This is a genomic window from Novosphingobium sp. 18050 (assembly GCF_902706195.1).
GTDB lineage: Bacteria > Pseudomonadota > Alphaproteobacteria > Sphingomonadales > Sphingomonadaceae > Novosphingobium.
Window position 1 is genome coordinate 158,922 of sequence record NZ_CACSJO010000003.1, and the last position, 21,255, is coordinate 180,176.

At 66.2% G+C, this 21,255-nt stretch carries 20 protein-coding genes; 14 read left to right on the forward strand and 6 right to left on the reverse strand.

The features are described 5' to 3' along the window. Positions 1–225 precede the first annotated feature (225 nt). A complete protein-coding gene (locus GVL61_RS05015) occupies positions 226–2,442 on the forward strand; it encodes a TonB-dependent receptor (RefSeq protein ID WP_159977625.1) in 2,217 nt (738 codons plus the stop codon). A gap of 124 nt (positions 2,443–2,566) precedes the next feature. Then, positions 2,567–3,694 (forward strand): nucleoside hydrolase, encoded by a 1,128-nt coding sequence (locus GVL61_RS05020; protein WP_159977627.1) that lies wholly within the window; start codon positions 2,567–2,569, stop codon positions 3,692–3,694. Positions 3,695–3,739: 45 nt separating this feature from the next. On the opposite strand, the gene GVL61_RS05025 is transcribed toward GVL61_RS05020, so the two are convergent. Both GVL61_RS05025 and argS read right to left on the reverse strand, forming a co-directional pair. After that, positions 3,740–4,543 carry an SPOR domain-containing protein gene (locus GVL61_RS05025; protein ID WP_159977629.1) on the reverse strand — a complete coding sequence of 268 codons (804 nt, stop codon included), beginning with the start codon at positions 4,541–4,543 and terminating at the stop codon, positions 3,740–3,742. 3 nt (positions 4,544–4,546) lie between these two features. Beyond that, positions 4,547–6,295, reverse strand: a complete 1,749-nt coding sequence (argS, locus tag GVL61_RS05030) for an arginine--tRNA ligase (protein ID WP_159977631.1) — start codon at positions 6,293–6,295, stop codon at positions 4,547–4,549. A gap of 171 nt (positions 6,296–6,466) precedes the next feature. Here argS and miaB point away from each other — a divergent pair, with 171 nt between their 5' ends. Then, on the forward strand, positions 6,467–7,798 hold the full coding sequence (gene miaB / locus GVL61_RS05035) for a tRNA (N6-isopentenyl adenosine(37)-C2)-methylthiotransferase MiaB (RefSeq protein ID WP_159977633.1): 1,332 nt from the start codon (positions 6,467–6,469) through the stop codon (positions 7,796–7,798). Beyond that, positions 7,795–8,490: an alpha/beta fold hydrolase gene (locus tag GVL61_RS05040; RefSeq protein WP_159977635.1), complete on the forward strand. Its 696-nt coding sequence runs from the start codon at positions 7,795–7,797 to the stop codon at positions 8,488–8,490. Before miaB ends, GVL61_RS05040 begins: the two co-directional genes overlap by 4 nt. Positions 8,491–8,555: 65 nt before the next feature. On the opposite strand, the gene GVL61_RS05045 is transcribed toward GVL61_RS05040, so the two are convergent. After that, the gene (locus GVL61_RS05045; RefSeq protein ID WP_159977637.1) at positions 8,556–9,047 is read right to left on the reverse strand and encodes an RcnB family protein; all 492 of its coding nucleotides are present in this window, start codon (positions 9,045–9,047) and stop codon (positions 8,556–8,558) included. Between the two features lie 302 nt (positions 9,048–9,349). On the opposite strand from GVL61_RS05045, the gene GVL61_RS05050 reads away from it, so the two are divergent. The 10 genes from GVL61_RS05050 to GVL61_RS05095 all read left to right on the forward strand — a co-directional run bounded on the left by GVL61_RS05050 (position 9,350) and on the right by GVL61_RS05095 (position 18,408). Further along, positions 9,350–10,369 (forward strand): PhoH family protein, encoded by a 1,020-nt coding sequence (locus tag GVL61_RS05050; RefSeq protein ID WP_159977639.1) that lies wholly within the window; start codon positions 9,350–9,352, stop codon positions 10,367–10,369. A 61-nt stretch (positions 10,370–10,430) separates the two neighbouring features. Then, complete coding sequence (ybeY, locus tag GVL61_RS05055) at positions 10,431–10,925, forward strand: rRNA maturation RNase YbeY (RefSeq protein WP_159977641.1); 495 nt, start codon at positions 10,431–10,433, stop codon at positions 10,923–10,925. A gap of 18 nt (positions 10,926–10,943) precedes the next feature. Beyond that, complete coding sequence (locus GVL61_RS05060) at positions 10,944–11,867, forward strand: hemolysin family protein (protein WP_159977643.1); 924 nt, start codon at positions 10,944–10,946, stop codon at positions 11,865–11,867. Positions 11,868–11,921: 54 nt separating this feature from the next. Next, entirely contained in the window at positions 11,922–12,806 is an 885-nt protein-coding gene (locus tag GVL61_RS05065; protein WP_200844670.1) for a LysR substrate-binding domain-containing protein, read from the forward strand. Positions 12,807–13,006: 200 nt separating this feature from the next. Then, complete coding sequence (locus tag GVL61_RS05070) at positions 13,007–13,756, forward strand: DUF2059 domain-containing protein (RefSeq protein ID WP_235037530.1); 750 nt, start codon at positions 13,007–13,009, stop codon at positions 13,754–13,756. Between the two features lie 133 nt (positions 13,757–13,889). Continuing rightward, positions 13,890–15,065 (forward strand): 8-amino-7-oxononanoate synthase, encoded by a 1,176-nt coding sequence (gene bioF / locus GVL61_RS05075; protein ID WP_159977645.1) that lies wholly within the window; start codon positions 13,890–13,892, stop codon positions 15,063–15,065. Then, positions 15,062–15,700 (forward strand): alpha/beta fold hydrolase, encoded by a 639-nt coding sequence (locus GVL61_RS05080; RefSeq protein WP_159977647.1) that lies wholly within the window; start codon positions 15,062–15,064, stop codon positions 15,698–15,700. Before bioF ends, GVL61_RS05080 begins: the two co-directional genes overlap by 4 nt. Then, positions 15,697–16,488 carry a methyltransferase domain-containing protein gene (locus GVL61_RS05085; protein ID WP_159977649.1) on the forward strand — a complete coding sequence of 264 codons (792 nt, stop codon included), beginning with the start codon at positions 15,697–15,699 and terminating at the stop codon, positions 16,486–16,488. The genes GVL61_RS05080 and GVL61_RS05085 overlap by 4 nt, the downstream gene beginning before the upstream one ends. Before the next feature lie 7 nt (positions 16,489–16,495). Then, positions 16,496–17,128 carry a dethiobiotin synthase gene (bioD, locus tag GVL61_RS05090; RefSeq protein ID WP_159977651.1) on the forward strand — a complete coding sequence of 211 codons (633 nt, stop codon included), beginning with the start codon at positions 16,496–16,498 and terminating at the stop codon, positions 17,126–17,128. Next, positions 17,125–18,408, forward strand: a complete 1,284-nt coding sequence (locus GVL61_RS05095; protein WP_159977653.1) for an adenosylmethionine--8-amino-7-oxononanoate transaminase — start codon at positions 17,125–17,127, stop codon at positions 18,406–18,408. The genes bioD and GVL61_RS05095 overlap by 4 nt, the downstream gene beginning before the upstream one ends. Before the next feature lie 4 nt (positions 18,409–18,412). On the opposite strand, the gene GVL61_RS05100 is transcribed toward GVL61_RS05095, so the two are convergent. The 3 genes from GVL61_RS05100 to GVL61_RS05110 all read right to left on the reverse strand — a co-directional run bounded on the left by GVL61_RS05100 (position 18,413) and on the right by GVL61_RS05110 (position 21,249). Next, complete coding sequence (locus GVL61_RS05100) at positions 18,413–19,453, reverse strand: hypothetical protein (protein ID WP_159977655.1); 1,041 nt, start codon at positions 19,451–19,453, stop codon at positions 18,413–18,415. Positions 19,454–19,542: 89 nt separating this feature from the next. Then, entirely contained in the window at positions 19,543–20,376 is an 834-nt protein-coding gene (gene map, locus GVL61_RS05105) for a type I methionyl aminopeptidase (protein WP_043978963.1), read from the reverse strand. Between the two features lie 45 nt (positions 20,377–20,421). Next, a complete protein-coding gene (locus GVL61_RS05110; protein ID WP_159977657.1) occupies positions 20,422–21,249 on the reverse strand; it encodes a DUF4163 domain-containing protein in 828 nt (275 codons plus the stop codon). Positions 21,250–21,255: the final 6 nt, after the last annotated feature.

Here is a 21,255-nt window from a genome sequence, read left to right on the forward strand (position 1 = left end):
ACATCTTGAGGATGGATCACGCCCTGAATGAGATCGGGCAGCTCTCCTTCCGCCAGGCAGAATTTTCCGAATGATCGGAAGAAGTTGGTCGCTGCCGACCGCCTCCAGCGCCAGATATGCCGCAGTGTTTTTGGCAACGCTGCGTTCACATCATTGCATTTGCTGGATTTGGCGTGAGCGCCTATCCGGCCTCACGCCAAAATATAGCTGATCTCAGGGGTATTCATGAATTCTGCTCGCTTGCGCCGGTTTACGGCAGTGTCGGTCCTTGCCGTAACGGCGGCCTGTGCCGTTCCCGCCATTGCGCAGGACGCCGCACCCGCCGGCGCATCCGTGGACGAAGGCGTCACTGGCGGTGCCATCGTCGTCACCGCGACCCGCCGTTCGGAACGCGCCGTCGATGTGCCGATCGCCGTATCGGCGCTCTCGGGCGAGAAGCTGGACGTGCTCAACTCCAGTGGCCAGGACATCCGCTTCCTGTCCTCCCGCGTACCCAGCCTCCAGATCGAATCCTCCTTCGGCCGTACTTTCCCGCGCTTCTACATCCGCGGCCTGGGCAATACCGACTTCAGCGCCGACGCCGCGCAGCCGGTTTCGGTGGTCTATGACAACGTCGCGCTGGAAAGCCCGATGCTCAAGGCCTTCCCCGCCTTCGACCTAGAGAACGTCGAAGTACTCAAGGGACCGCAGGGCACCCTGTTCGGCCGCAACACCCCGGCCGGCGTGGTCAAGCTGACTTCCAAGCGCCCGTCCGAGGAACTGGACGGCCACGTCAGCGCATCCTGGGCAACCTACAACACCGTGAACCTGGAAGCCGCCGTCGGCGCGCCGCTGACCGACAAGCTGCGCTTTCGCGTCGCAGGCCTCGTCCAGCGCCGCGACGACTGGGTGAAGAACGATTACGCCCAGACCATCAACGAGCGCAGTTTCGAGGGCTATCAGGACTACGCAGGACGCATTCAGTTCGAGTATGAGGACGGCCCGCTGGACATCCTCGTCAACGCCCATGCCCGCTCGCTGAAGGGCTCTGCGCGCCTGTTCCGCGCCAACGCGATCAAGCCGGGCACCAACGATCTGGTCGATGGCTACGACATCGAACATACCGCCCAGAACGGCTCCAACCCGCAGACGCTGGAAAGCTGGGGCGCCAACGTCCAGGCCAGCTACGAGTTCGACGGCCTGGGCTCGCTCTACTCGATCACCGCCTGGGAGCGCGCCAGCGTATTCTCGCGCGGGGACATCGACGGCGGCTACCCGGGCATCGTGCCGTTCCAGGTGCAGACCGGCGGCACCACGACGCCGAAGGAATTCTCGCAGGAACTGCGCTTCGCCTCGAAGAAGTTCGGCGACGTCAGCTTCCAGGCGGGCGCGTACTACTTCAACCAGAACCTCGAGAACGAGAGCGGCTCCTGGGCGGACAACAACTCCTACACGCCCACCAGCATCGCACACCTCGACAATGAGACTTACGCCTTCTTCGGTTCGGTGGAGTACACCCCGGTAGATTCGCTGATCCTGCGCGGCGGTGTGCGCTGGTCGCATGACAAGCGCTGGAGCGTCCTGGTCGACGGCGACGACATCAATGCCACCACCGGCATATCGACCGGCTCTGCCAAGGGTTCGAAGTGGTCGTGGGACGGCAGCGCGACCTACAAGCTGTCGAACTTCACCAGCGTCTATGCCCGCGTGGCCTCGGGCTACCTCGGTGCGGCCCTGAAGAACGACACCGCCGCCGGCGTCGCGACGATGGCCAAGCCGCAGACGACGACCTCCTACGAAATCGGCTTCAAGGGCGAACAGCCGGGCCTGTTCAGCTTCGCGCTCGACGGATACTACTTCGACACGAAGAACATCCAGCTCACCGCCGTCGGCGGCAGCACGAACGTGACGCAGCTGATGAATGCCCGCAAGGCGATCGGCTACGGCGTCGAGGCGGAGTTCTCGGCCACCCCGCTCGAGAACCTCGTGCTGACGCTGGGCGGCAGCTACAACCACACCGAACTGAAGGACCGTGACCTCTACGTCGCGCCTTGCGGCGGTGGCTGCACCGTCACCGATCCGCTGATCACCGTCGGCGGGACCACGCTAGCCTCGATCAATGGCAACCGCCTGCCGCAGGCCCCGCGCTGGATCGGCAACGCGACGCTGCGCTATGCCGTGCCGCTGGGCAACGACAACGAGATCTTCGCCTATACGGACTGGTCGTACCGCAGCAAGATCAACCTCTTCTTGTACGATTCGGTCGAGTTCACCGGCAAGGCGTTCCTCGAAGGCGGCCTGCGCGCAGGCTACCGCGACAACAAGCGGGGCTACGAGGTTGCCGCATTCGCCCGCAACATCACCAACCAGATCCGCGTCGTCGGCGCGATCGACTTCAACAACCTGACCGCGATGCTCAACGAACCGCGCATCATCGGCGGAGAAGTCCGCTTCAACTTCTGACGAAGTGGAGGGCGCCGGTTATCCGGCGCCCTTTTCTTCATGGGCCCTGCCACAAGGGCCCTCCTCTCCGGAGCGATAGATGCGCAGGCAACTGCGCTATGCGTTCGCGCAACAAGGACAATAGATGAACTCCAGGCACTCCCTGATCCGCGCGGTTTCCTCGCTCCTGCTGGCTGCGGCCGTGCTGGTGGGCTCCCCCGCCCATGCGCAGGCCGAAAAGAGCCCGGCGCCCGAGAAGATCATCATCGACGATGAGGGCTTTTCCCTCATGCACGTGATGCTGCTCAATGCGCCCGGCGTCGAGGTTCTCGGCCTTACCAGCGTCTCGGGCAATTTCTGGGCGCCGCGCGGTGCGGCAATGCAGCTGCGCGGACTGGAAGTCATGGGCCGCACCGGCGTGCCTGTGGCGCAGGGTGCGGTCTATCCCCTCGTCAACACCGAGAAGGCAACCGAGCGCTGGGAAACGCTATACGGCAAGCTGACGTGGAAGGGCGCATGGATGAAGCAGTGGGCCGAGCCCACCCAGCAGTCCACCCCGCCCTACTACGCCCCGAACGACCTGACGAACCTGCCCTGGGGGGCGCCCACGTCCAAGGCCTCGCCCGAGATGGCGGCCCTGTTCATGATCCGCATGGTCCACCAGTATCCTGGCCAGGTCACCATTGTCGAAGGTGGCCCGATGACCAATCTGGCGCTGGCCCAGCGCCTCGACCCCGAATTCGCCAGCCTTGCCAAGGGGCTGGTCTACATGGGCGGCAGCTTCAACCCGCACCGCGTGCTGGATGACCGCTCCGCCGCCGAATTCGCCCGTGAATTCGCTAATTCGCCGCGCCGCGAATTCAACATCCGCTTCGACCCGGAAGCCGCCAGCATCGTCTCGCGCGCGCTGTGGAAGAAGATCACCGTGGTGCCGGCCGATCCCTCGACCGCGACCCAGCTGAGCCGCAAGCTGTTGGACCGTGCAGCCAAGGCGGCCAGCCCGGCACTGGGCAAGCTGATCGCCGGGCTTGAGCCGGGCTTCCCGCTGTGGGACGAGATCGCCGCCGCCGTCTTCCTCGACCCGGCCATCGTCACGGAAAAGGAAGACCTCTACGTCGACTATGACACCCAGTTCGGCGCCGCCTACGGTGACACCCTGTCCTGGCGCGAACACTATCAGCCCGGCCTGGGCGAGACCAAGGCGACCGTCGTGCTCTCGGTCAACCCGCGCATGCTGGAAGACCTCATCGTGCGGGTCGTTTCCGCAAAGTAAGGCTAACGCCGCCCGGTTCCTTCGCAAAGGAGGGCCGGGCGGCCTTCAGTTCTTGATCTGGCAGCTCATCCCGGCAGACTTCATCCCGCTGCACAGCGCGCGCGCTGCTGCGCCGTCCCCGGGGACGGCCTGAAGACGGTAGACGGTGCCGATGTCGGCCTTGCCCTCGACCACGCGGTGGCTGATGCCGCCGAGCGGTTCATACTGCGTCTTGAGCGTGGCCCAGCCGGCTTCCGCCTTCTCACGCGAGGCATAGGCGCCTACCTGCACCCCGACGCCGCCAACCGGCGCAGCCGAAGGAACAGCGGCCGTCGAAGGCTTGGCCGAAGGCGCTGCGGCAGTTTCAAAACCCGGTCCCGCGGTTTCGGCGCGGCCGTCGATCTGGGGAGCGCGCGATTTGCCCTCGGCGACTTCGAAGCTGGTATCGCCGGTGCCGGCCACCACTTCGCCGCCAGGATTCTCAGGGCGCGACTTGTAAGGTCCCTTGGGCGCGGCGATCACGCCGCCATCTGCGACCAGCGGCTGTTCCGGCCGGCTCTTCACCACCCAGAACACCGCGCCGCCGATCAGCACCAGTGCGGCAAGACCAAGCACGCCCAGTAGCACGCCCTGGCCGATACCGGCCTTTTCGTCTGCATATTCCTCGTCGTCGCCTTCGAGCCAGGGGAGGCGTACCTCCTCCTCGCCCAGGTCGAGCTGGCGGTCGATGGGGCGCGGCTGCTGTAAGGCCGAATCAAACGGCGCGGCTTCACCCACTTTCTCGAAGTAAGGCTCGGCCGGCGAACCGGTGCCGAAAACCGGGTTCTTCTTTTCCGGCCTGGGAATGTAGCCTTCGTCAGCGCCCGCCATAACCTACATTTCCTCCACCGCCTCGACGCCCAGAAGCGCCAGGCCATTCCGGACAACCTGCCCGATCTGCACCGCGAGGAAAAGCCTCGCCGCGGTCAGGTTAGCGTCGGCGGCGTTAACAAACCGCTTTTCCACCCGGTCGTTACCCAGGTTCCAGTACCCGTGGAAAGCCGCTGCCAGATCGCCGAGGAAGAAGGCGATGCGGTGCGCCTCGCGCGCGGCGGCGGCGGCTTCGACGATGCGGGGGAACTGCGCGGCCAGCTTGACCACTTCCAGTTCCTCCTCGCCCAGCAGTTCCACATGCTCGGGCGAGGGCGTGAAACCGCCTTCCGCCAGACCCTTGCGCAGCGTCGAGTGGACGCGGGCATTGGCGTACTGCACGTAGAACACCGGGTTGTCCTTCGAGGCTTCGACCACCTTGGCGAAGTCGAAGTCCATCTGGGCCTCGGGCTTGCGGGTCAGCATGGTGAAGCGCACCACGTCCTTGCCCACTTCCTGCACCACATCGGCCAGCGTGACGAAGTTGCCCGAACGCTTGGACATCTTCACCGGCTCGCCGTTGCGCAGTAGCTGCACCATCTGGACCAGCTTGATCTCGAACGGGGTGGGATCGCCTTCCGCCCCGGTCATTGCGGCAACGGCGGCCTTGATGCGCTTGACGGTGCCGCCGTGGTCGGCGCCCCAGATGTCGACCAGCGCGTCGGCGCTCTGGGCCTTCTGGAAGTGATAGGCGAGGTCGGCGCCGAAGTAGGTCCAGGTGCCGTCCGACTTCTTGATCGGGCGGTCCTGATCGTCGCCGAACTGGGTCGACCTGAACAGCGGCAGCTCCACCGGCTCCCAGTCCTCGATCGTCTTGCCCTTGGGCGCTTCCAGCACGCCGTCATAGACGAGGCCCTTGGAGCGCAGCCATGCCTCGGCCTCGTCGGGCTTGCCCGAGGCCTGAAGTTCTGCCTCGGAACTGAACAGGTCGTGGTGGATTCCCAGCAGCGCAAGGTCGCCGCGGATCATCACCAGCATGGCGGCCACCGTCTTGGCCTGGAACAGCGCCAGCCATTCCGATTCGGGCGCGGCGGCATATTTGTCGCCGAATTCTGCGGCCAGTTCCTGCCCGACCGGGATCAGGTATTCGCCGGGGTACAGGCCTTCCGGGATCGCGCCGACGTCTTCGCCAAGCGCTTCCCGGTAACGGATGTGCGCGGAGCGGGCGAGTACCTGCACCTGCCCGCCGGCATCGTTGACGTAATATTCCTTGATGACCTCGTGCCCGGCATATTCGAGCAGCGTGGCCAGCGCATCGCCCACCACCGCGCCCCGGCAGTGGCCCATGTGCATCGGCCCGGTCGGGTTGGCCGAGACGTATTCGACGTTGACAGTGGTGCCGCCGCCCATGGTGGAACGACCGTAATCCGCGCCCAGTTCGCCGATGGCGCGTAGTTCGGCCAGCCAGGCGGCGGGCGACAGGCGCAAGTTGATGAAGCCGGGACCGGCGATCTCGGCCGAGGTCACCGATTCAAGCTTGGTCAGCTCTGCCACCAGCGCATCGGCAAGATCGCGGGGCTTCATGCCGGCGGGCTTGGACAACACCATCGCAGCATTGGTCGACAGGTCGCCGTGCGAGGAATCGCGCGGCGGTTCGACCGTGATCGCCCCTCGCTTCAGGCCGGCCGGCAGCGAGCCGGATGCTTCCAGCGCATCGAGCGCGGCGTGAAGGTGGCCCGTGAAGGCGGCGTAAAGGGTCTGCGTCTTGCTCATGATGCGCGCGATTAGCGGATGTACGGCGAAAGGGGAACAGGCTGGCGCACAAGGCTGAAACAGCCTTGGAAGAAAACGGCGCTTCAAGTGCCACCTTCCTCCCCCTTCCCGTTTCGGCGAGAAACCGAGCCCCCTGTCAAATCCCGCGATTTTCCGCTAACGGGCCGCTCCATGCTTACCTCACCTCCGAAGACCTACCGCGTCAAAAGCTTCGGCTGCCAGATGAACGTCTACGACGGCGACCGCATGGCCGAACTTCTGGCCGAGCAGGGCATCGCCCCCGCCCCGGAAGGCGAGGACGCCGATCTCGTCGTGCTCAACACCTGCCACATCCGCGAACGGGCCGCCGAAAAGGTCTATTCCGACATCGGCCGGCTCAAGCGCGATGACGGCACCAGCCCATTGATCGCCGTCGCCGGCTGCGTCGCCCAGGCCGAGGGTGACGAGATCATGGCCCGCGCCCCCACGGTAAAGATGGTGGTCGGCCCGCAGGCCTATCACCGCCTGCCCGAGATGGTCCGCGCCGCCAGCGCAGGCGAGCGCGTCACCGATACCGACATGCCCGCCGAGACGAAGTTCGCCTCGCTGCCCCGCCGCCGCCGCTCCGGCCCCACCGCGTTCCTCACGGTGCAGGAAGGCTGCGACAAGTTCTGCACCTACTGCGTGGTGCCCTATACCCGCGGCGCCGAAGTCAGCCGCCCTTACGCGGCGCTGGTGGACGAAGCGCAGCGGCTGGTGGAAAGCGGCGCACGCGAGATCACCCTGCTGGGCCAGAACGTCAACGCCTGGACCGGCGAGAACGCCAAGGGCCAGCTGGTCGGCCTCGAAGGACTGGTGCGCGAACTGGCAGCGATTCCCGATCTGGCCCGTATCCGCTACACCACCAGCCACCCCAACGACATGACGCAGGCGCTGATCGACGCGCACGGCGACACGCCCAAGCTGATGCCGTTCCTCCACCTGCCGGTGCAGGCCGGGAACGACCGCGTGCTCAAAGCGATGAACCGCAGCCACACGGTGGAAAGCTACCTCGAAATCCTGGAGCGGGTACGCGCCGTGCGGCCCGACATCGCGCTCTCGGGCGACTTCATCGTCGGGTTCCCCGGCGAAACCGAGGCCGAGTTCGAGGATACCCTCAAGCTGGTCGACGCGGTGCGCTATTCGCAGTGCTTCAGCTTCAAGTACAGCCCGCGCCCCGGTACTCCGGCGGCGACGATGGACGGCCATGTGCCCGAAACCGTGATGCATGAGCGCCTGCTGCGCCTGCAGGCGGCGGTGGACCGCGACCAGCTTGCCTTCAACGCCGCCTCGGTGGGCCAGACCTGCGAGGTTCTGGTCGAACGGCGCGGCAAGCTGCCCGGCCAGTGGCTGGGCAAGTCGCCCTGGCTGCAGTCGATCCACTTCATCGGCGAGGCCGAGATCGGCCAGTTGGTTCAGGTGAAGATCACCAGCGCCGGTCCGAAGAGCCTCGCGGGCACACCCTTGGCCTTGCTGACGGCGTGAGCGCGCCGCAGCCGCTTGTCCTCGTCCCCGGCCTGACCTGCGACGCTGCATTGTGGCGCGCGCAAATCGAAGGGCTGGCGGACGTGGCCGGGATGACCGTGGCCGATACCCTGTCGGACGACAGCATCGGTGCCATGGCCCAGCGCCTGCTGGACGGCGCGCCCGAACGCTTCGCCCTCGCCGGGTTTTCGATGGGCGGCTATATCGCGCTGGAAGTCATGCGCCGCGCGCCCGGACGGGTCACGCGCCTCGCCCTGATCGACACCAGCGCGCGCGCCGACGATGCCGGCCATGCCGCCGTGCGCCGCGCCACGGTCCGTACGGCCCGGGCGCGCGGGTTCGAGACAGTGCTGCGAGGCAGCCTCGGCCTGCTCCTCCACCCCGAGGCGGCCCCGGCCATCGGCGAGGCGGTGGTCGCCATGGCGCTGCGGGTCGGGATCGAGGCGTTCGAGCGGCAGCAGACAGCCATCATCGGACGGCCCGATGCCCTGCCTGGCCTGACCGCAGTCAAAGTGCCCTCGCTGATCCTGGTCGGTGCGCAGGATCGCACCACACCGCCCTATATGGCCGATGACATGGCGGCCGCCCTCCCCCATGCCGTAGTGCACCGGATCGAGCGCTGCGGCCACATGGCGCCGATGGAGCAACCGCAGGTGGTCAATGCCGCCCTTCGCGATTGGCTCTGCGCCTGACATGCAAAGCGGCCCCGGAGCGAATGCTCCGGGGCCGCCTTTTAATTATTGGTAGGCCGCTGGGCTTACCAGAAGAAGCTGTTGTGCGAGGTCACCACGCGGCCGGTGCGCGTATTCACCATCACCACGTCGTTGCCATAACGGACCCAGCGGTGGCCGGCGCGCGGCGCGGGCAGGCGGTAATCCGAATAGTTACGCACCCAGTAGCGGTCGCCGTAATAGGCGCGATCGAAGCGGTGACCCACCGCGACCGGGCGATAGGCATAGCCGCGCGGGCCGACGTAGGCGGGGCGCTTGTAGTTGTTGCGATGGCTCTGGCGATAGTCGCGCCAGTCCTCGCGCAGTTCCTGCTTGGAATCGCGCACGTCGCGGCGGGCCTCGCGGACGTCGCGCTGGCTGCCGTTGCGCTGGGCCTGGCGCAGGTCCCGCTGGTCCTCGCGAACGTCGCGGCGGCTGTCGCGAACTTCGCGCGCGCTCTGCGCGGAAGCCATGGTGGGAACCGCCAGCGTGGGCAGCGCGACGCTCGCGGCAATCGCGGCGATGAAGAACTTGCGCATGAATAGTCTCCTTCTTTTTTCAGGACCGTGCCCTTGTCTTAGAGCGTTGCGGACCGGCCTTCTGTTTTCGAAACTGCCCGCCGCCCCCTGAACGGTCAGGGAACACGGCGTGCAGCGTGGGGACATAAGTGTCGCACCCCTGCGACAGTTGCAGAGCGGAATGCCAATTTGTCGCCAAAGCGCATGTTTATCCCCGACGAACCGAAAAAAAACGTGATCCCGGCACCTTGTGTGGGGCGCCGTGTGGAGCCATCTTCACGGTAGAACGAAAAGCATCCTCAATCGAAAATCGAAAGGAGCGCATGGCCCGCAAAGCAGCACGCGTCGTTGATCCGGCGCAGTTCCGCCCCGAGACTCACCGTCGGGCACGAGTCGAGGTTGAATTCGACGAACCCACGCTGCTGGGAGCCGTGTTCGGCCAATTCGATTCAAACCTGGTACAGGTGGAAAACCGACTTGGCGTCTACATCGCCGCGCGCGGCAACAAGATCCAGATCGAAGGGCCGGAAGACTCCGTCGCCCGCGCAAGGGACACGCTCAAGGGCATGTACCACCGGCTGGAGATGGGCCAGAACCTGGATGCCGGCGCCATCGAATCGCTGATCGCGATGTCCTCCGAACCTACCCTCGAAGGCATCATCAGCGGCGACACCGGCGAAGCGCCGATCATGATCCGCACGCGCAAGAAAACGATCGTGCCGCGTTCTGCGGCGCAGATCGAATATATGCGCGCGCTTGCCCGCACCGACGTGATTTTCGCACTGGGTCCGGCAGGCACCGGCAAAACCTATGTCGCGGTGGCGCAGGCGGTCAGCCAGTTGATGACCGGCTCGGTCCAGCGCCTGATCCTCTCGCGTCCAGCCGTGGAAGCGGGCGAGAAACTGGGCTTCCTGCCCGGCGACATGAAGGACAAGGTCGATCCATACCTGCGCCCGCTCTACGACGCGCTCTACGACTGCATGCCGCCCGAACAGGTGGAACGCCGCCTCGCCAATGGCGAGATCGAGATTGCACCGATCGCCTTCATGCGCGGCCGCACGCTGGCGGACGCCTTCATCATCCTCGACGAAGCGCAGAACACCACGCGCGAGCAGATGAAGATGTTCCTCACCCGCTTCGGCCAGAACAGCCGCATGGTGGTCTGCGGCGATCCCAGGCAGATCGACATTCCCGGTGGTGAGCGCATGTCCGGCCTTGCCGACGCCGTGACCCGGCTTGAAGGGGTGGAAGGCATCGCCGTCAGCCGCTTCACCGCCGCCGACGTGGTGCGCCACCCGATCGTGGGCCGCATCGTCGAGGCTTACGAGGGTAAGGCGGAATGAACGGGAAGGAAGCGGGTATCCCGCTTCCTCTCACCTGTCCCACCCGCTAAGGGGCCAGCCCATGGACCTCGAAATCGACATCGAAGAACCCTGGGCTCCCGGCACGGACTGGGCCGACCTTGCGCAGGCCGCACTGGAAGCGCTGGTGCAGGTTGCGCCGGAACTGGACAATTCGCGCCTGATAACCAGCCTGCTGTTCACCAGCGATGCCGAGGTTCACGTCCTCAACCGCGAATGGCGGGCCAAGGACAAGCCGACCAACGTCCTCTCCTTCCCCATGCTGGAACGCGGCGACCTGCTGGATCTCGCGGACGATGGACCGCCCGAAATGCTGGGCGATCTTGCCCTCGCCTGCGAAACCTGCACCCGCGAGGCGGCGGAAAAGAACGTGCCGGTGGAGCACCACGCCAGCCACCTCATCATCCACGGACTGTTGCATCTGGCCGGCCTGGATCATGAGACCGGAGAGGCCGAAGCAGAAGCAATGGAAGCTCTCGAAACAAAGGCTCTTGCGATTCTCGGCATTCCCGATCCATATGGGGACCGTTTCATTTAGTAGGGATAATCAAGCAAGATGGCCGACAATGGCCGCCACGCCGAGCAAGGCTCGGGAGAAGGCGACAGTAGCGGCACGCTTTGGCGTGCTTTCCGCCGGCTTTTCCAGGGCGACGGCGACCAGTCGCTCAGGGCGCAGATCGAAGAGGTCATCAACGACCACGAAGGCGACGGCGAAGGCGCATCCGCCTCGAAGGGCGACCTTTCCCCGATCGAGCGCCAGATGCTGCGCAACCTCCTCCATTTCAGCGAGCACGATGCCGACGACGTGGCGATCCCGCGCGGCGAAATCATTGCGATCCCCGCCGCCGCCACCTGGGCGGAAGTGATCGAGGCCTTCGCCGAGCACGGCCACAGCCGCCTGCCGGTCTATGGCGAGACGCTCGACGAGATCAGGGGCATGATCCATATCAAGGACGTGTTCCCGCTTCTCGCACGCGGTACGCCGCCGCCCGAGGACTGGACCTCGCTGATGCGCCAGCCGCTCTACGTGCCCCAGTCGCGCGGCGCGCTCGACGTTCTGGCCGACATGCGCGCCCAGCGCATCCACCTTGCGGTGGTGATCGACGAGTACACCGGCACCGACGGGATCATCACCATCGAGGACCTCGTCGAGGAGATCGTCGGCAACATCGAGGACGAGCACGACGACGCCCCGGAGGATTTGCTGGTTGCAATAGATGCAGGTATGTGGGACGCGGACGCCCGTGTAGAACTTGACGAGGTGGCGCGGCGGATCGATCCGCGGCTCGCCGAAGTCGAGGAAGCCGTCGATACTCTCGGCGGCCTTGCATTCGTTCTGGCCGAGCAGGTTCCCCAGGTAGGGTCGATCCTGGAGCATGGCAGCGGCTGGCGGATCGAGGTGACGGACGGCAACGAACGACATGTCACCCGGCTTCGGCTGCATCCGCCGGTGGAAGAATTGGAGAGAGAGGCAAATTAATCGTCGCCACCGTATTTGCGTGTGGCGGCCATAAGTGAGTGAAAAGACAGAAAATTGCCTGTACGCCGTCTCCCCCCCCTGCGCGCGCTCGAAGCGTTCGTGCGCGTCGTGCGCCTTGGTTCCGCCAAGGCTGCAGCCAATGAGCTTGCGCTCAGCCCTTCGGCGCTGTCGCGCCGCGTAGCCGCGCTGGAGGACTTCACCGGCAAGCGCCTGTTCACGCGCCAGCACCAGGCGATGAAGCTCACCGACGAGGGCCTCGCCTTCTACAACGCCATCGGCCCCAGGCTGGAAGAGCTGGCCGAGGCGGTGGAAGCACAGATCGATCGCGGCCAAGTGCTGCGTCTGCATCTGGGCGTGCCCTCGCTGTTCGGCGGCCAGCGCCTGTTCCCGCGCCTGCCTGAATTGCGTAAACTGCACCCGCGCCTGCACATCGACATCGACACCGGTGCCCATCTGGAAGACCGCGTGGGCGACACGCTGGACGCCGCGATCATCCTCGCGAAGGAGCCGGACCCGCAGTATTACCGGGTCCAGCTGGACCACAACAAGGTCTACGCGTTCACCTCGACCGAGCTGGCCGCCGAACTCGGCCCCACGCCGGATGAGGCATTGCTGGCGCGCCAGACCTTCCTGATCCATCAGGACCTGCCCGACAGCCTTGAGGCATGGAAGGACGCGATCGGCCTGCCGGACCTCGACCCGGCCTCGGTCGACCGTTTCGATTCGGGCCAGCTGGTGCTGGAAGCCGCCGCGCAGGGCCTTGGCATCGCCATCATGCACGACGACCATTTCCGCCGTGCCCATGACACCCGCCTGGCGCGGCTCTACGACATCGACGTCGAAAGCCCCTACCGCTACTGGTTCGTCTGCCGCCCCAAGTCGCTGGAATCGCGCCCTGTACGCATCTTCCACGAATGGCTGCTGCAGGCCGGGCTGTAGGAAGGCTCTTCGCTTCAGGGAGGAGCCCCAAGAAGTCCTCCCTGAAGCCGCGGCTTCAACTCCGCTCATCCTGAACGGAAGGTCGGCAAAAGGCGCTTTTCTCGCCGTTTTTCGACAACCCCTCCTTTTCGTTTTCCCCATGCGCTTAACGGGTTATGCCTAGGCTTTGCCGCGTTCGTGCGATCTTAAGGGGAATATCCGTGATCCGTCCAATGCTTGCCTCCGCCTGCGCGGCCCTGCTTTGCGCCGCCGTTCCGGCCTTCGCGGCAGAGCCCGCCCCGGCTGTCGCTGCTGCATCTGCCGACCCTGCCCGCCTCGCCGCAGCACGCCAGACGGTGGACTACATCTTTCCACTGGGCACTTACGCGCGGCTGATGAACGGCACGATGGACAAGATGATGGACTCCATCATGGATTCCACGATGCAGATGCCGGTCAAGGACCTCACCGGGATCAGCGGCGTCGACACCGACAAGCTGGGCAGCGCCTCGCTGGCCGAGATCATGGCCATCTACGACCCCGCCTACAAAGAACGAATGCGCGTCTCCACCCGCACCATGATGGCCGAAATGTCGATGCTGATGACCGAGTTCGAGCCGGAAATCCGCGATGGTCTGGCCACCGCCTATGCGATCCGCTTCGACGCGGGGCAGCTGCGCGATCTTAACACCTTCTTCGCCACGCCGACCGGCAAGGCCTATGCCGCCGAATCCTACATGATCATGATGTCGCCCGAGGTCATGTCAAAAATGCAGGCCTTCATGCCCAAGTTCATGCAGATGATGCCCACCATCGTCGAAAAGACGAAGGCCGCCACTGCACAGATGCCTCCCCCGCGCCATTACGGCGACCTTTCCGATGCAGAGAAGGGCAAGCTCGCCAAGGTGCTGGGCATCTCGCGCAAGGAACTGGACAAGAGCGAGGCGGCAAAGGCGGCGCCAGGCGAATAAGGCGGGTAAGGGCGCCCGACGGGCATTGGGGAGAGAGAAGCCGGGTAGAAAGCCCGCCGGGCAGCCTCGTGATACCCCGCAAAGCGCGGTCAGCCCATTGTGCCAAGGGCCGGCTTGCCATACCGGGCGGATCATGAGCAGGCTCGATTCACACCTCGAGACGGCGCTGGCGCGGATCGAACGCGCCGGGCAACGCCGGACATTGCGCGCCGCCGCGCTGCTCCCCGAAGGTCGGATGGAACGCGGCGGGCGCACGATGCTCGATTTCTCCAGCAACGATTACCTCGGCCTTGCCCGGCACCCCCTGCTGGTGGAGCGCGCGGGCCAGTGGGCGGCAGCGCATGGTGCGGGATCGGGCGCATCGCGGCTGGTCACCGGCACAAGCGAGCTGCACCTGACGCTGGAAGCGCGGATCGCCGCCTTCAAACACTGCGAGGCCGCCCTGATCTTCGCCAGCGGCTGGCAGGCCAATGCTGCGGTGATCCCGGCGCTGCTGGCGGCCATGCCCAATACGCCCCAGGGCGCGGCGGTGTTCACCGACCGGCTGATCCACGCCTCGATGCATGCGGGCCTCGCGATGGCGGGCACCCGCCAGCACCGCTTCCGCCACAACGACCTCGATCACCTCGAAACACTGCTGGCCGAGAAGGGCGCAGGTGCGTCCGCCCGCCTGATCCTCACCGAAAGCGTGTTCTCGATGGACGGCGACCGCGTCGACATCGCCCGCCTGGCCGAGATCGCCGAGCGCCATGATGCCGCTCTGTTCGTCGACGAGGCCCATGCCACCGGCGTACTCGGCCCCGAAGGGCGCGGCCTTTCCGCACTGGTGCCGGGGCGGGTAGACCTTATCATGGGTACGTTCAGCAAGGCGCTGGGCGGCTTCGGTGCTTATGTCGCCGGCTCGCAGATACTGATCGACTACCTCGTCAACGCCGCCAGCGGCTTTGTCTTCACCACCGCGCCGCCGCCCGCCGTACTGGGCGCGATCGATGCAGCGCTCGACCTCGTACCCACCATGGACGCCGAGCGCGCACATCTTGCTGCGCTGGGCGACCGCCTGCGCTCGGGCCTTGCCCGCCTCGGCCTCGACCACGGTGCATCCTCGACCCAGATCGTACCGGCCATGATCGGCCTCGAGGACGAGGCCATGGCCCTTTCCGCACGGCTGGAACAGGCCGGCTTCCTCGCCTCCGCGATCCGCCCGCCGACGGTGCCGCCCGGCACCAGCCGCCTGCGCCTTGCGCTGCGCGCAGGCCATTCGCCGGCCGATATCGACGCGCTGCTGGCAGCAATCGAGGCGCATCGGTGAAGTTGTTTTTCGCGCATGGCTGGGGCTTCGACCGCACCTTCTGGGCGCCGCTCGCCGCGTTGCTACCCGCCTGGCCCCATGCCATTGACGACCGCGGCTACTTCGGCGCCCCGCATGAGGCGCGCGTCGAAGGGCCCTGCGTGGCCGTGACCCACAGCTTCGGCACCATGCGCGTCCTGGCCGCGCCGCCGCCGGGACTGGCCGGGATCATCGCGATCAATGGCTTCGAGCGCTTCACCGCCCTGCCCGGCCGCCCCGGAGTGCCCGCCCGCGTCCTCGACCGGATGCTACGCCGCTTCGAGATCGAGCCGCGCGCCGTGCTCACCGAATTTCACCGCAGCTGCGGCAGCGAAGCCTCTTTCGATGAGACAGATACCGAGAACGATATCGACCCGGCACGCCTTCACGCCGACCTCCTGCGCCTGCGTGACGCCGCGCCTCCGATCCCGCGCGTGCCGATACTGACGCTGCACGGCGGGCGCGACCCGCTGCTGCCTGCGGCCATGCGCGAGGCCACTTTCGCGGGCGCAAGGGTCAGCCGGATGAACCACGGCTCCGGCGGCCACCTGCTCCCCCTCGAAGCACCGCGGCTTTGCGCAGAGGCCGTGCGCGGCATGGTCGAGGCCTTGGCATGATCCCCCATCCCGACCAGCGCGCGCGCATCCGCAGCGCCTTCGCCGCCGCACCGGACTATGACGGGCACGCCCGCGTCCAGCGCGATGTGGCGGATCGCCTTGCCGCCCGCATTGCCGCGCTGGACCTGCCCGCTGCGCCGCGCGTGCTGGAGATCGGCTGCGGCACCGGCTTCCTCACCGGCGCGCTGGTGGATGCAGGCATCTGCGGCGACTGGCTGATCACCGACATCGCACCCGAAATGGTAGAACGCTGCCAGGCCCGCATGGCGCCGATGCAGCGGGGCCGCTCCTTGCGCTTTGCCCTGCTCGACGGTGAGCGCGGCGTCCCCCAAGGCGGACCGTTCGACCTCATCTGTTCCAGCCTCGCGGCGCAGTGGTTCGACGATGCGCCCGCCGCGCTTGCCCGCATGGCCGGGTGGCTGGCGCCGGGCGGGCACCTGCTCGTCACCACGCTCGGCCCCGGCAGTTTCGCGCAGTGGCGCGCCGCCCACGAGGCGGAAGGGATTGCCGCCGGCACCCCCATCTTCGCCCCCGTCGAAGGTTTCGCCGCGCTGGCGCCCGAAGCACTCATCGTCGAAGACCATATCGAGCGTCACGCCGATCCGCGCGCCTTCCTGCGCGCGCTCAAGGCCATCGGCGCGGGCACTTCGCATCCCGGCCACCGCCCGCTTTCACCCGCGCAGCTGCGCCGCGTCATGGTGCGCTTCGCCCAAATCGCCAAATCCCCCCAAACTGGATGCGAAGTGACGTACGAGGCCGTGACCTGCCACCTCCATCGCCCTAGGTGATCCGATCATGACTACCCGCCCCATCATCGTTACCGGCACCGATACCGAGATCGGCAAGACCGTCTTCGCCGCCGCGCTGGCAGGCGCGCTTGGTGCTCATTACTGGAAGCCGGTGCAGGCCGGGGTTGAGGACGACGGCACCGACGCCATGCGCGTAGCCCGCCTTTCCGGCCTGCCGCGCGGCCATGTTCTGGACGAAGCCTACCGCCTCGCCACGCCCTGCTCGCCCCACCTCGCCGCCGAGATAGACGGCGTGACGATCGACGCGGCAAGGCTTGCCCTGCCCGCAGTCGAAGGCCCGCTGGTGGTGGAGGGCGCAGGCGGCGTCATGGTGCCGATAACCCGCCACGAAACTTATGCCGACCAGTTCGCCCGCTGGGGCGCGCCGGTCGTGCTGGTGGCCCGCACGGTGCTGGGCACGATCAACCATTCCCTGCTCTCGATCGAGGCGCTGCGCGCGCGCGGGGTGCCCATCCTCGGCGTGGCCTTCGTCGGCGACCCGGTGGAGGACAGCGAGGCGACGATCTGCGCAATGGGCGGCGTCAAGCGCCTGGGCCGCCTGCCCCGGCTGGACCCGCTGGAGCCCGCCGCCCTGCGCGCCGCCTTTGCCGCCAACTTCCGGCTGGAGGATTTCACATGACCCTGCCGCCTGCTACCTCGCCCATCTGGCACCCCTTCACCCAGCACGGGCTGGGCGAGCCGATCCCGCTCGTCACCCATGCCGAAGGCGCGCTGCTGCACACCGCAAACGGCCGCACGGTGATCGATGCGGTCTCATCCTGGTGGGTGACCACGCATGGCCACTGCCACCCGCGCATCATGACCGCCGTTGCAGAGCAGGCGCAGAAGCTGGACCAGCTCATCTTCGCAGGCTGGACCCACGAACCTGCCGAGGCGGTCGCCGCCGGGCTGACCGCGATCATGCCGCCTGAACTGACGAGGGTGTTTTTCTCCGATTCCGGCTCCACCAGCGTTGAAGTCGCGCTGAAGATGGCGCTGGGATACTGGCACGTCCATGCCTCGGCAAAGGGAGGCACACCGCGCCACAGGATCGTGGTGATGGAGCATTCCTACCACGGCGACACCATCGGCGCGATGTCTGTCGGCGCGCGCGGAGTGTTCAACCAGCCTTATGAGCCGTTGCTGTTCGACGTGGGCCGCATTCCCTTCCCCGCCGCCGGGGCCGAGCAGGAGACGCTGGACGCGCTTGAGGCCCTGTGCCGACAGGCCGATACCGCCGCGCTCATCGTCGAGCCGCTGGCGCTGGGCGCGGGCGGAATGCTGGTCTACGGCGCCGATACGCTCAAGGCCATGGCCGATATCTGCGCCCGATACGGCGTCCTGTTCATCGCCGACGAAGTGATGACCGGCTGGGGCCGCACCGGCACCCTGCTGGCGTGCGAACAGGCTGGCGTCATCCCCGATATCCTGTGCCTCTCCAAGGGCCTAACCGGCGGCTCGCTGCCGCTAGCGGTGACGATGGCGAGCGAGGCGATCTTCGCCGCGCACTGGTCCACCGACCGGGCGCGGATGTTCTTCCATTCCTCCAGCTACACCGCCAATCCGATCGCCTGCGCGGCGGCGGCCGCCAACCTCGCCATCTGGCGCGAGGAACCGGTGATGGACCGTATTTCCGATCTCGGCCGGCGACAGGCCGCATGGCTGGAGAAGCTCGGCCGCTTCTGCCACTTCGACAATCCGCGTACACTGGGCACCATCTCCGCGCTGGACCTGCGGACACGCGGGCAAGGCGGCTACATGGACGGCCTCGCCCCCGAACTGATGGCCTTCTTCCGCAAACGCGACATCCTGCTGCGCCCGCTTGGCAACACCGTCTACGTGATGCCGCCCTATTGCATCACCGACGACCAGCTGGATCAGGTGTGGAATGCAATCGGGGAAGCCGTGATCTCGTTCTGACGATCTATTCCATGACGCTGGGCTTGCTGGAGCGTTCGACCATGCCAGTCGTGCGCTCGCCGTCCCAGGTGTAGAAGGCGTGGGCCTGCTGGACTATCGGCCAGTCCTTGGGCCAGTCGGGCGGAAGTACATGCCCGCCGCGTGAGCGGGTGTTGGCGAAAGTCAGCCCGCCGATCTCGATACGCCGGCCGTCCACCGTTTCCAGCACGCAGGACACATCCTCGCCGCCGGTCACCAGCTTGCGCAGCCAGGGAATGCCCACGGGCCGCGCGCCGGTGCGGGTGCCGTCCGCATCGATGATCCATCCCTCGCAGTAGCTGGGCGCCTCACCCTCTCGCGGCGGGTAGACGTTGAAGCCGAAGGCGCGGCCGCTCGGGAACACGGCGGACTGCCAGCAATGCCCCCAGAAACCCGCGAAAGCGCGGAAGCCGGTGCGGCGGATGCGAAGCCCGTTAGCCTTGAAGGGCCGTGCCGCGCCGTCAATCGTCAGGGTGCCGGCGGCGCGGAAAAGCTGCTCGTAGCGCGGGCTCATATAGTCGCCCTGCTTGCCGCCCAGTGCCTCTGCCGCTTCGGGCAGGATCGTGCCCGGCTCCCAGGGGACTGCGGCCATGTCCATCTGGATGTCAAAGGAAACCTCGGCCCATTGGCGCTCTGCAAAGCCGGGATTTTCGAGGATTTCCTGCGCGCTGGTGAGGGCCACCGGGCCTTCGAAGCGGGCGGTCCAGCGGCGGAACGGGTCGACGCATTCGAAGCGGATCGGGCCGGTCGCGCGCACCGTGGGCTTGCCGCCGGGGCCATAGGCAGACTGGCTCTCGCCGTCGCCCCGCCGCGAATAGAGGCGGCCATCGGCGAAAGCGATATCCAGCCAGAGTTCGTGACGATCCCACTGCGCGCCTACGGCTTCCACGCCGATACGCATGGCGAAAGCGCCGTTCCCTTCCTCGATCCAGACGTTCACCGCATCGCGAATGCCGTCTTCAGGCTTTTCGGCCACGACATATTCGCGCGTCACCGGAATGCCGCCGGACAGGTCAATCGTCGCCATCGCTCTCTCCCTTTTTACGGGAGGGAAGCTGTCATGGCCCGAGCGCCCGGTCACGCCTGCGACGGCGCGCCCGGGCGATCATTGGCAATTCAGACGTAGGGCGGCTTGTGGCGGCCAGTGGGGCTGGTGGTGAAGATCTCGCAGCCGTCCTCCGTGATGCCGATCGAATGCTCGAACTGGGCCGAGAGCGACTTGTCGCGGGTCACCGCCGTCCAGCCATCGGAGAGCAGCTTCACCGGCGGCTTGCCCAGGTTGATCATCGGCTCGATGGTCATGAACATGCCGGGCTTGAGCAGCGGGCCCGTGCCGGGGCGACCGGCGTGCACCACTTCGGGGGCATCGTGGAACAGGCGCCCCAGGCCATGGCCGCAGAATTCGCGCACAACGCCGTAGCGGTGGGATTCGGCATATTCCTGAATGGCCGCGCCGATGTCGCCCACACGGTTGCCTGGCTTGGCCTGCGCGATGCCGATCATCAGGCACTCATAAGTCACGTCGACCAGGCGGCGCGCCTTCAGCGGCACATCGCCGACAAGGTACATGCGGCTGGTGTCGCCGTGCCAGCCGTCCAGCAGCGGGGTCACGTCGATGTTGACGATGTCGCCGTCCTTGAAGGTCTTCTCGGAAGGGATGCCGTGGCAAACGACGTGGTTGATCGAGATACAGCACGAATGCGCATAGCCCCGATAGCCCAGCGTCGCGGGCACGGCGCCCCCGGCGAGCGTCAGTTCACGCACCTTGTCGTCGATGAATGCGGTGGTGACACCGGGCTGCACGAGCGGCGCGATCTCGTCGAGAATCCGGGCGGCGAGCGCGCCGGCGCGGCGCATGCCCTCGAAACCTGCGGGGCCATGAAGCTTGATGGTGCCGTCACGCAGGAGGGCTTCCTCCTGGCCGGGCTCTACGATCTGGTATTCGGTCATGAGACCCAGATAGTCCCTTTTGCCATAAATTGCGAGATAACAGAGTCAGGGCTGGACGGAAAAAGCACTGCGATATTGCGGCTTCAAGGCGGCCATCACCTTGCCATTCACCGGCAGCGTCACTTCGTAGCTGCCTTCCGCATAAGGCCCCGCCTCGTAAGGCGCGACCAGCACGCCGATGCGGTCGAAGGTGCGGTTGTTGGTCGATCCCAGGATCAGCGTCTGCGCGGTGGGATCGATACATTCGCTGAACATCTGCCCGCTGTCGCGTTCGACCGGTTCGCCGCGCTTTTTCGCGCGCTGCTTGTCGAGTGCATCGCAGAACGAGGCCTGGATCGCACTGCGCAGGGCGTCCTGCCCGGTGAACATATCCGCCGGCTTGCGTGCGGTGTCGGCACCGCGATCCCATACCAGCGAATCGAACACGGTCATCCCATGTGCGCCGCCCGAGAATTCGTAGTGCTGGGCAGACAGCGAAAGCCAGCCGGGCATGTTGGTGACGACCTTCCAGTCGGTCTGCCGTTCGTAGGCGTGATAGGGAAAGCCATCCTTGGCTGCATCCGCCTTGCCGCTGCGCGCCGACGATACGAGATCGCCCTTATCTGCGTCCAGGCGCTGGTCGAGCAGGTCGCGAAGGGCCGGGACTGCAGCGGCCGCATCGGGGTAGGAATAGCCGAAAGCGAAGACCTCGTTCTCTTCCTTTTCGGCCCGCCCCTTGGGCATTGGCGGCGCTTCGGTGGGCGCCTCGGAGGCAAGCTCGGGCTCGTCGGAAGGCGCCGCCACCGAAGCGCTCGATTGCGCCCCCGGATCGCCCGCACCGTTGCACGCCGTCGTCATCAGGGCCACAACTGCAACGAAACCGCCGTATCGCATCAAAAT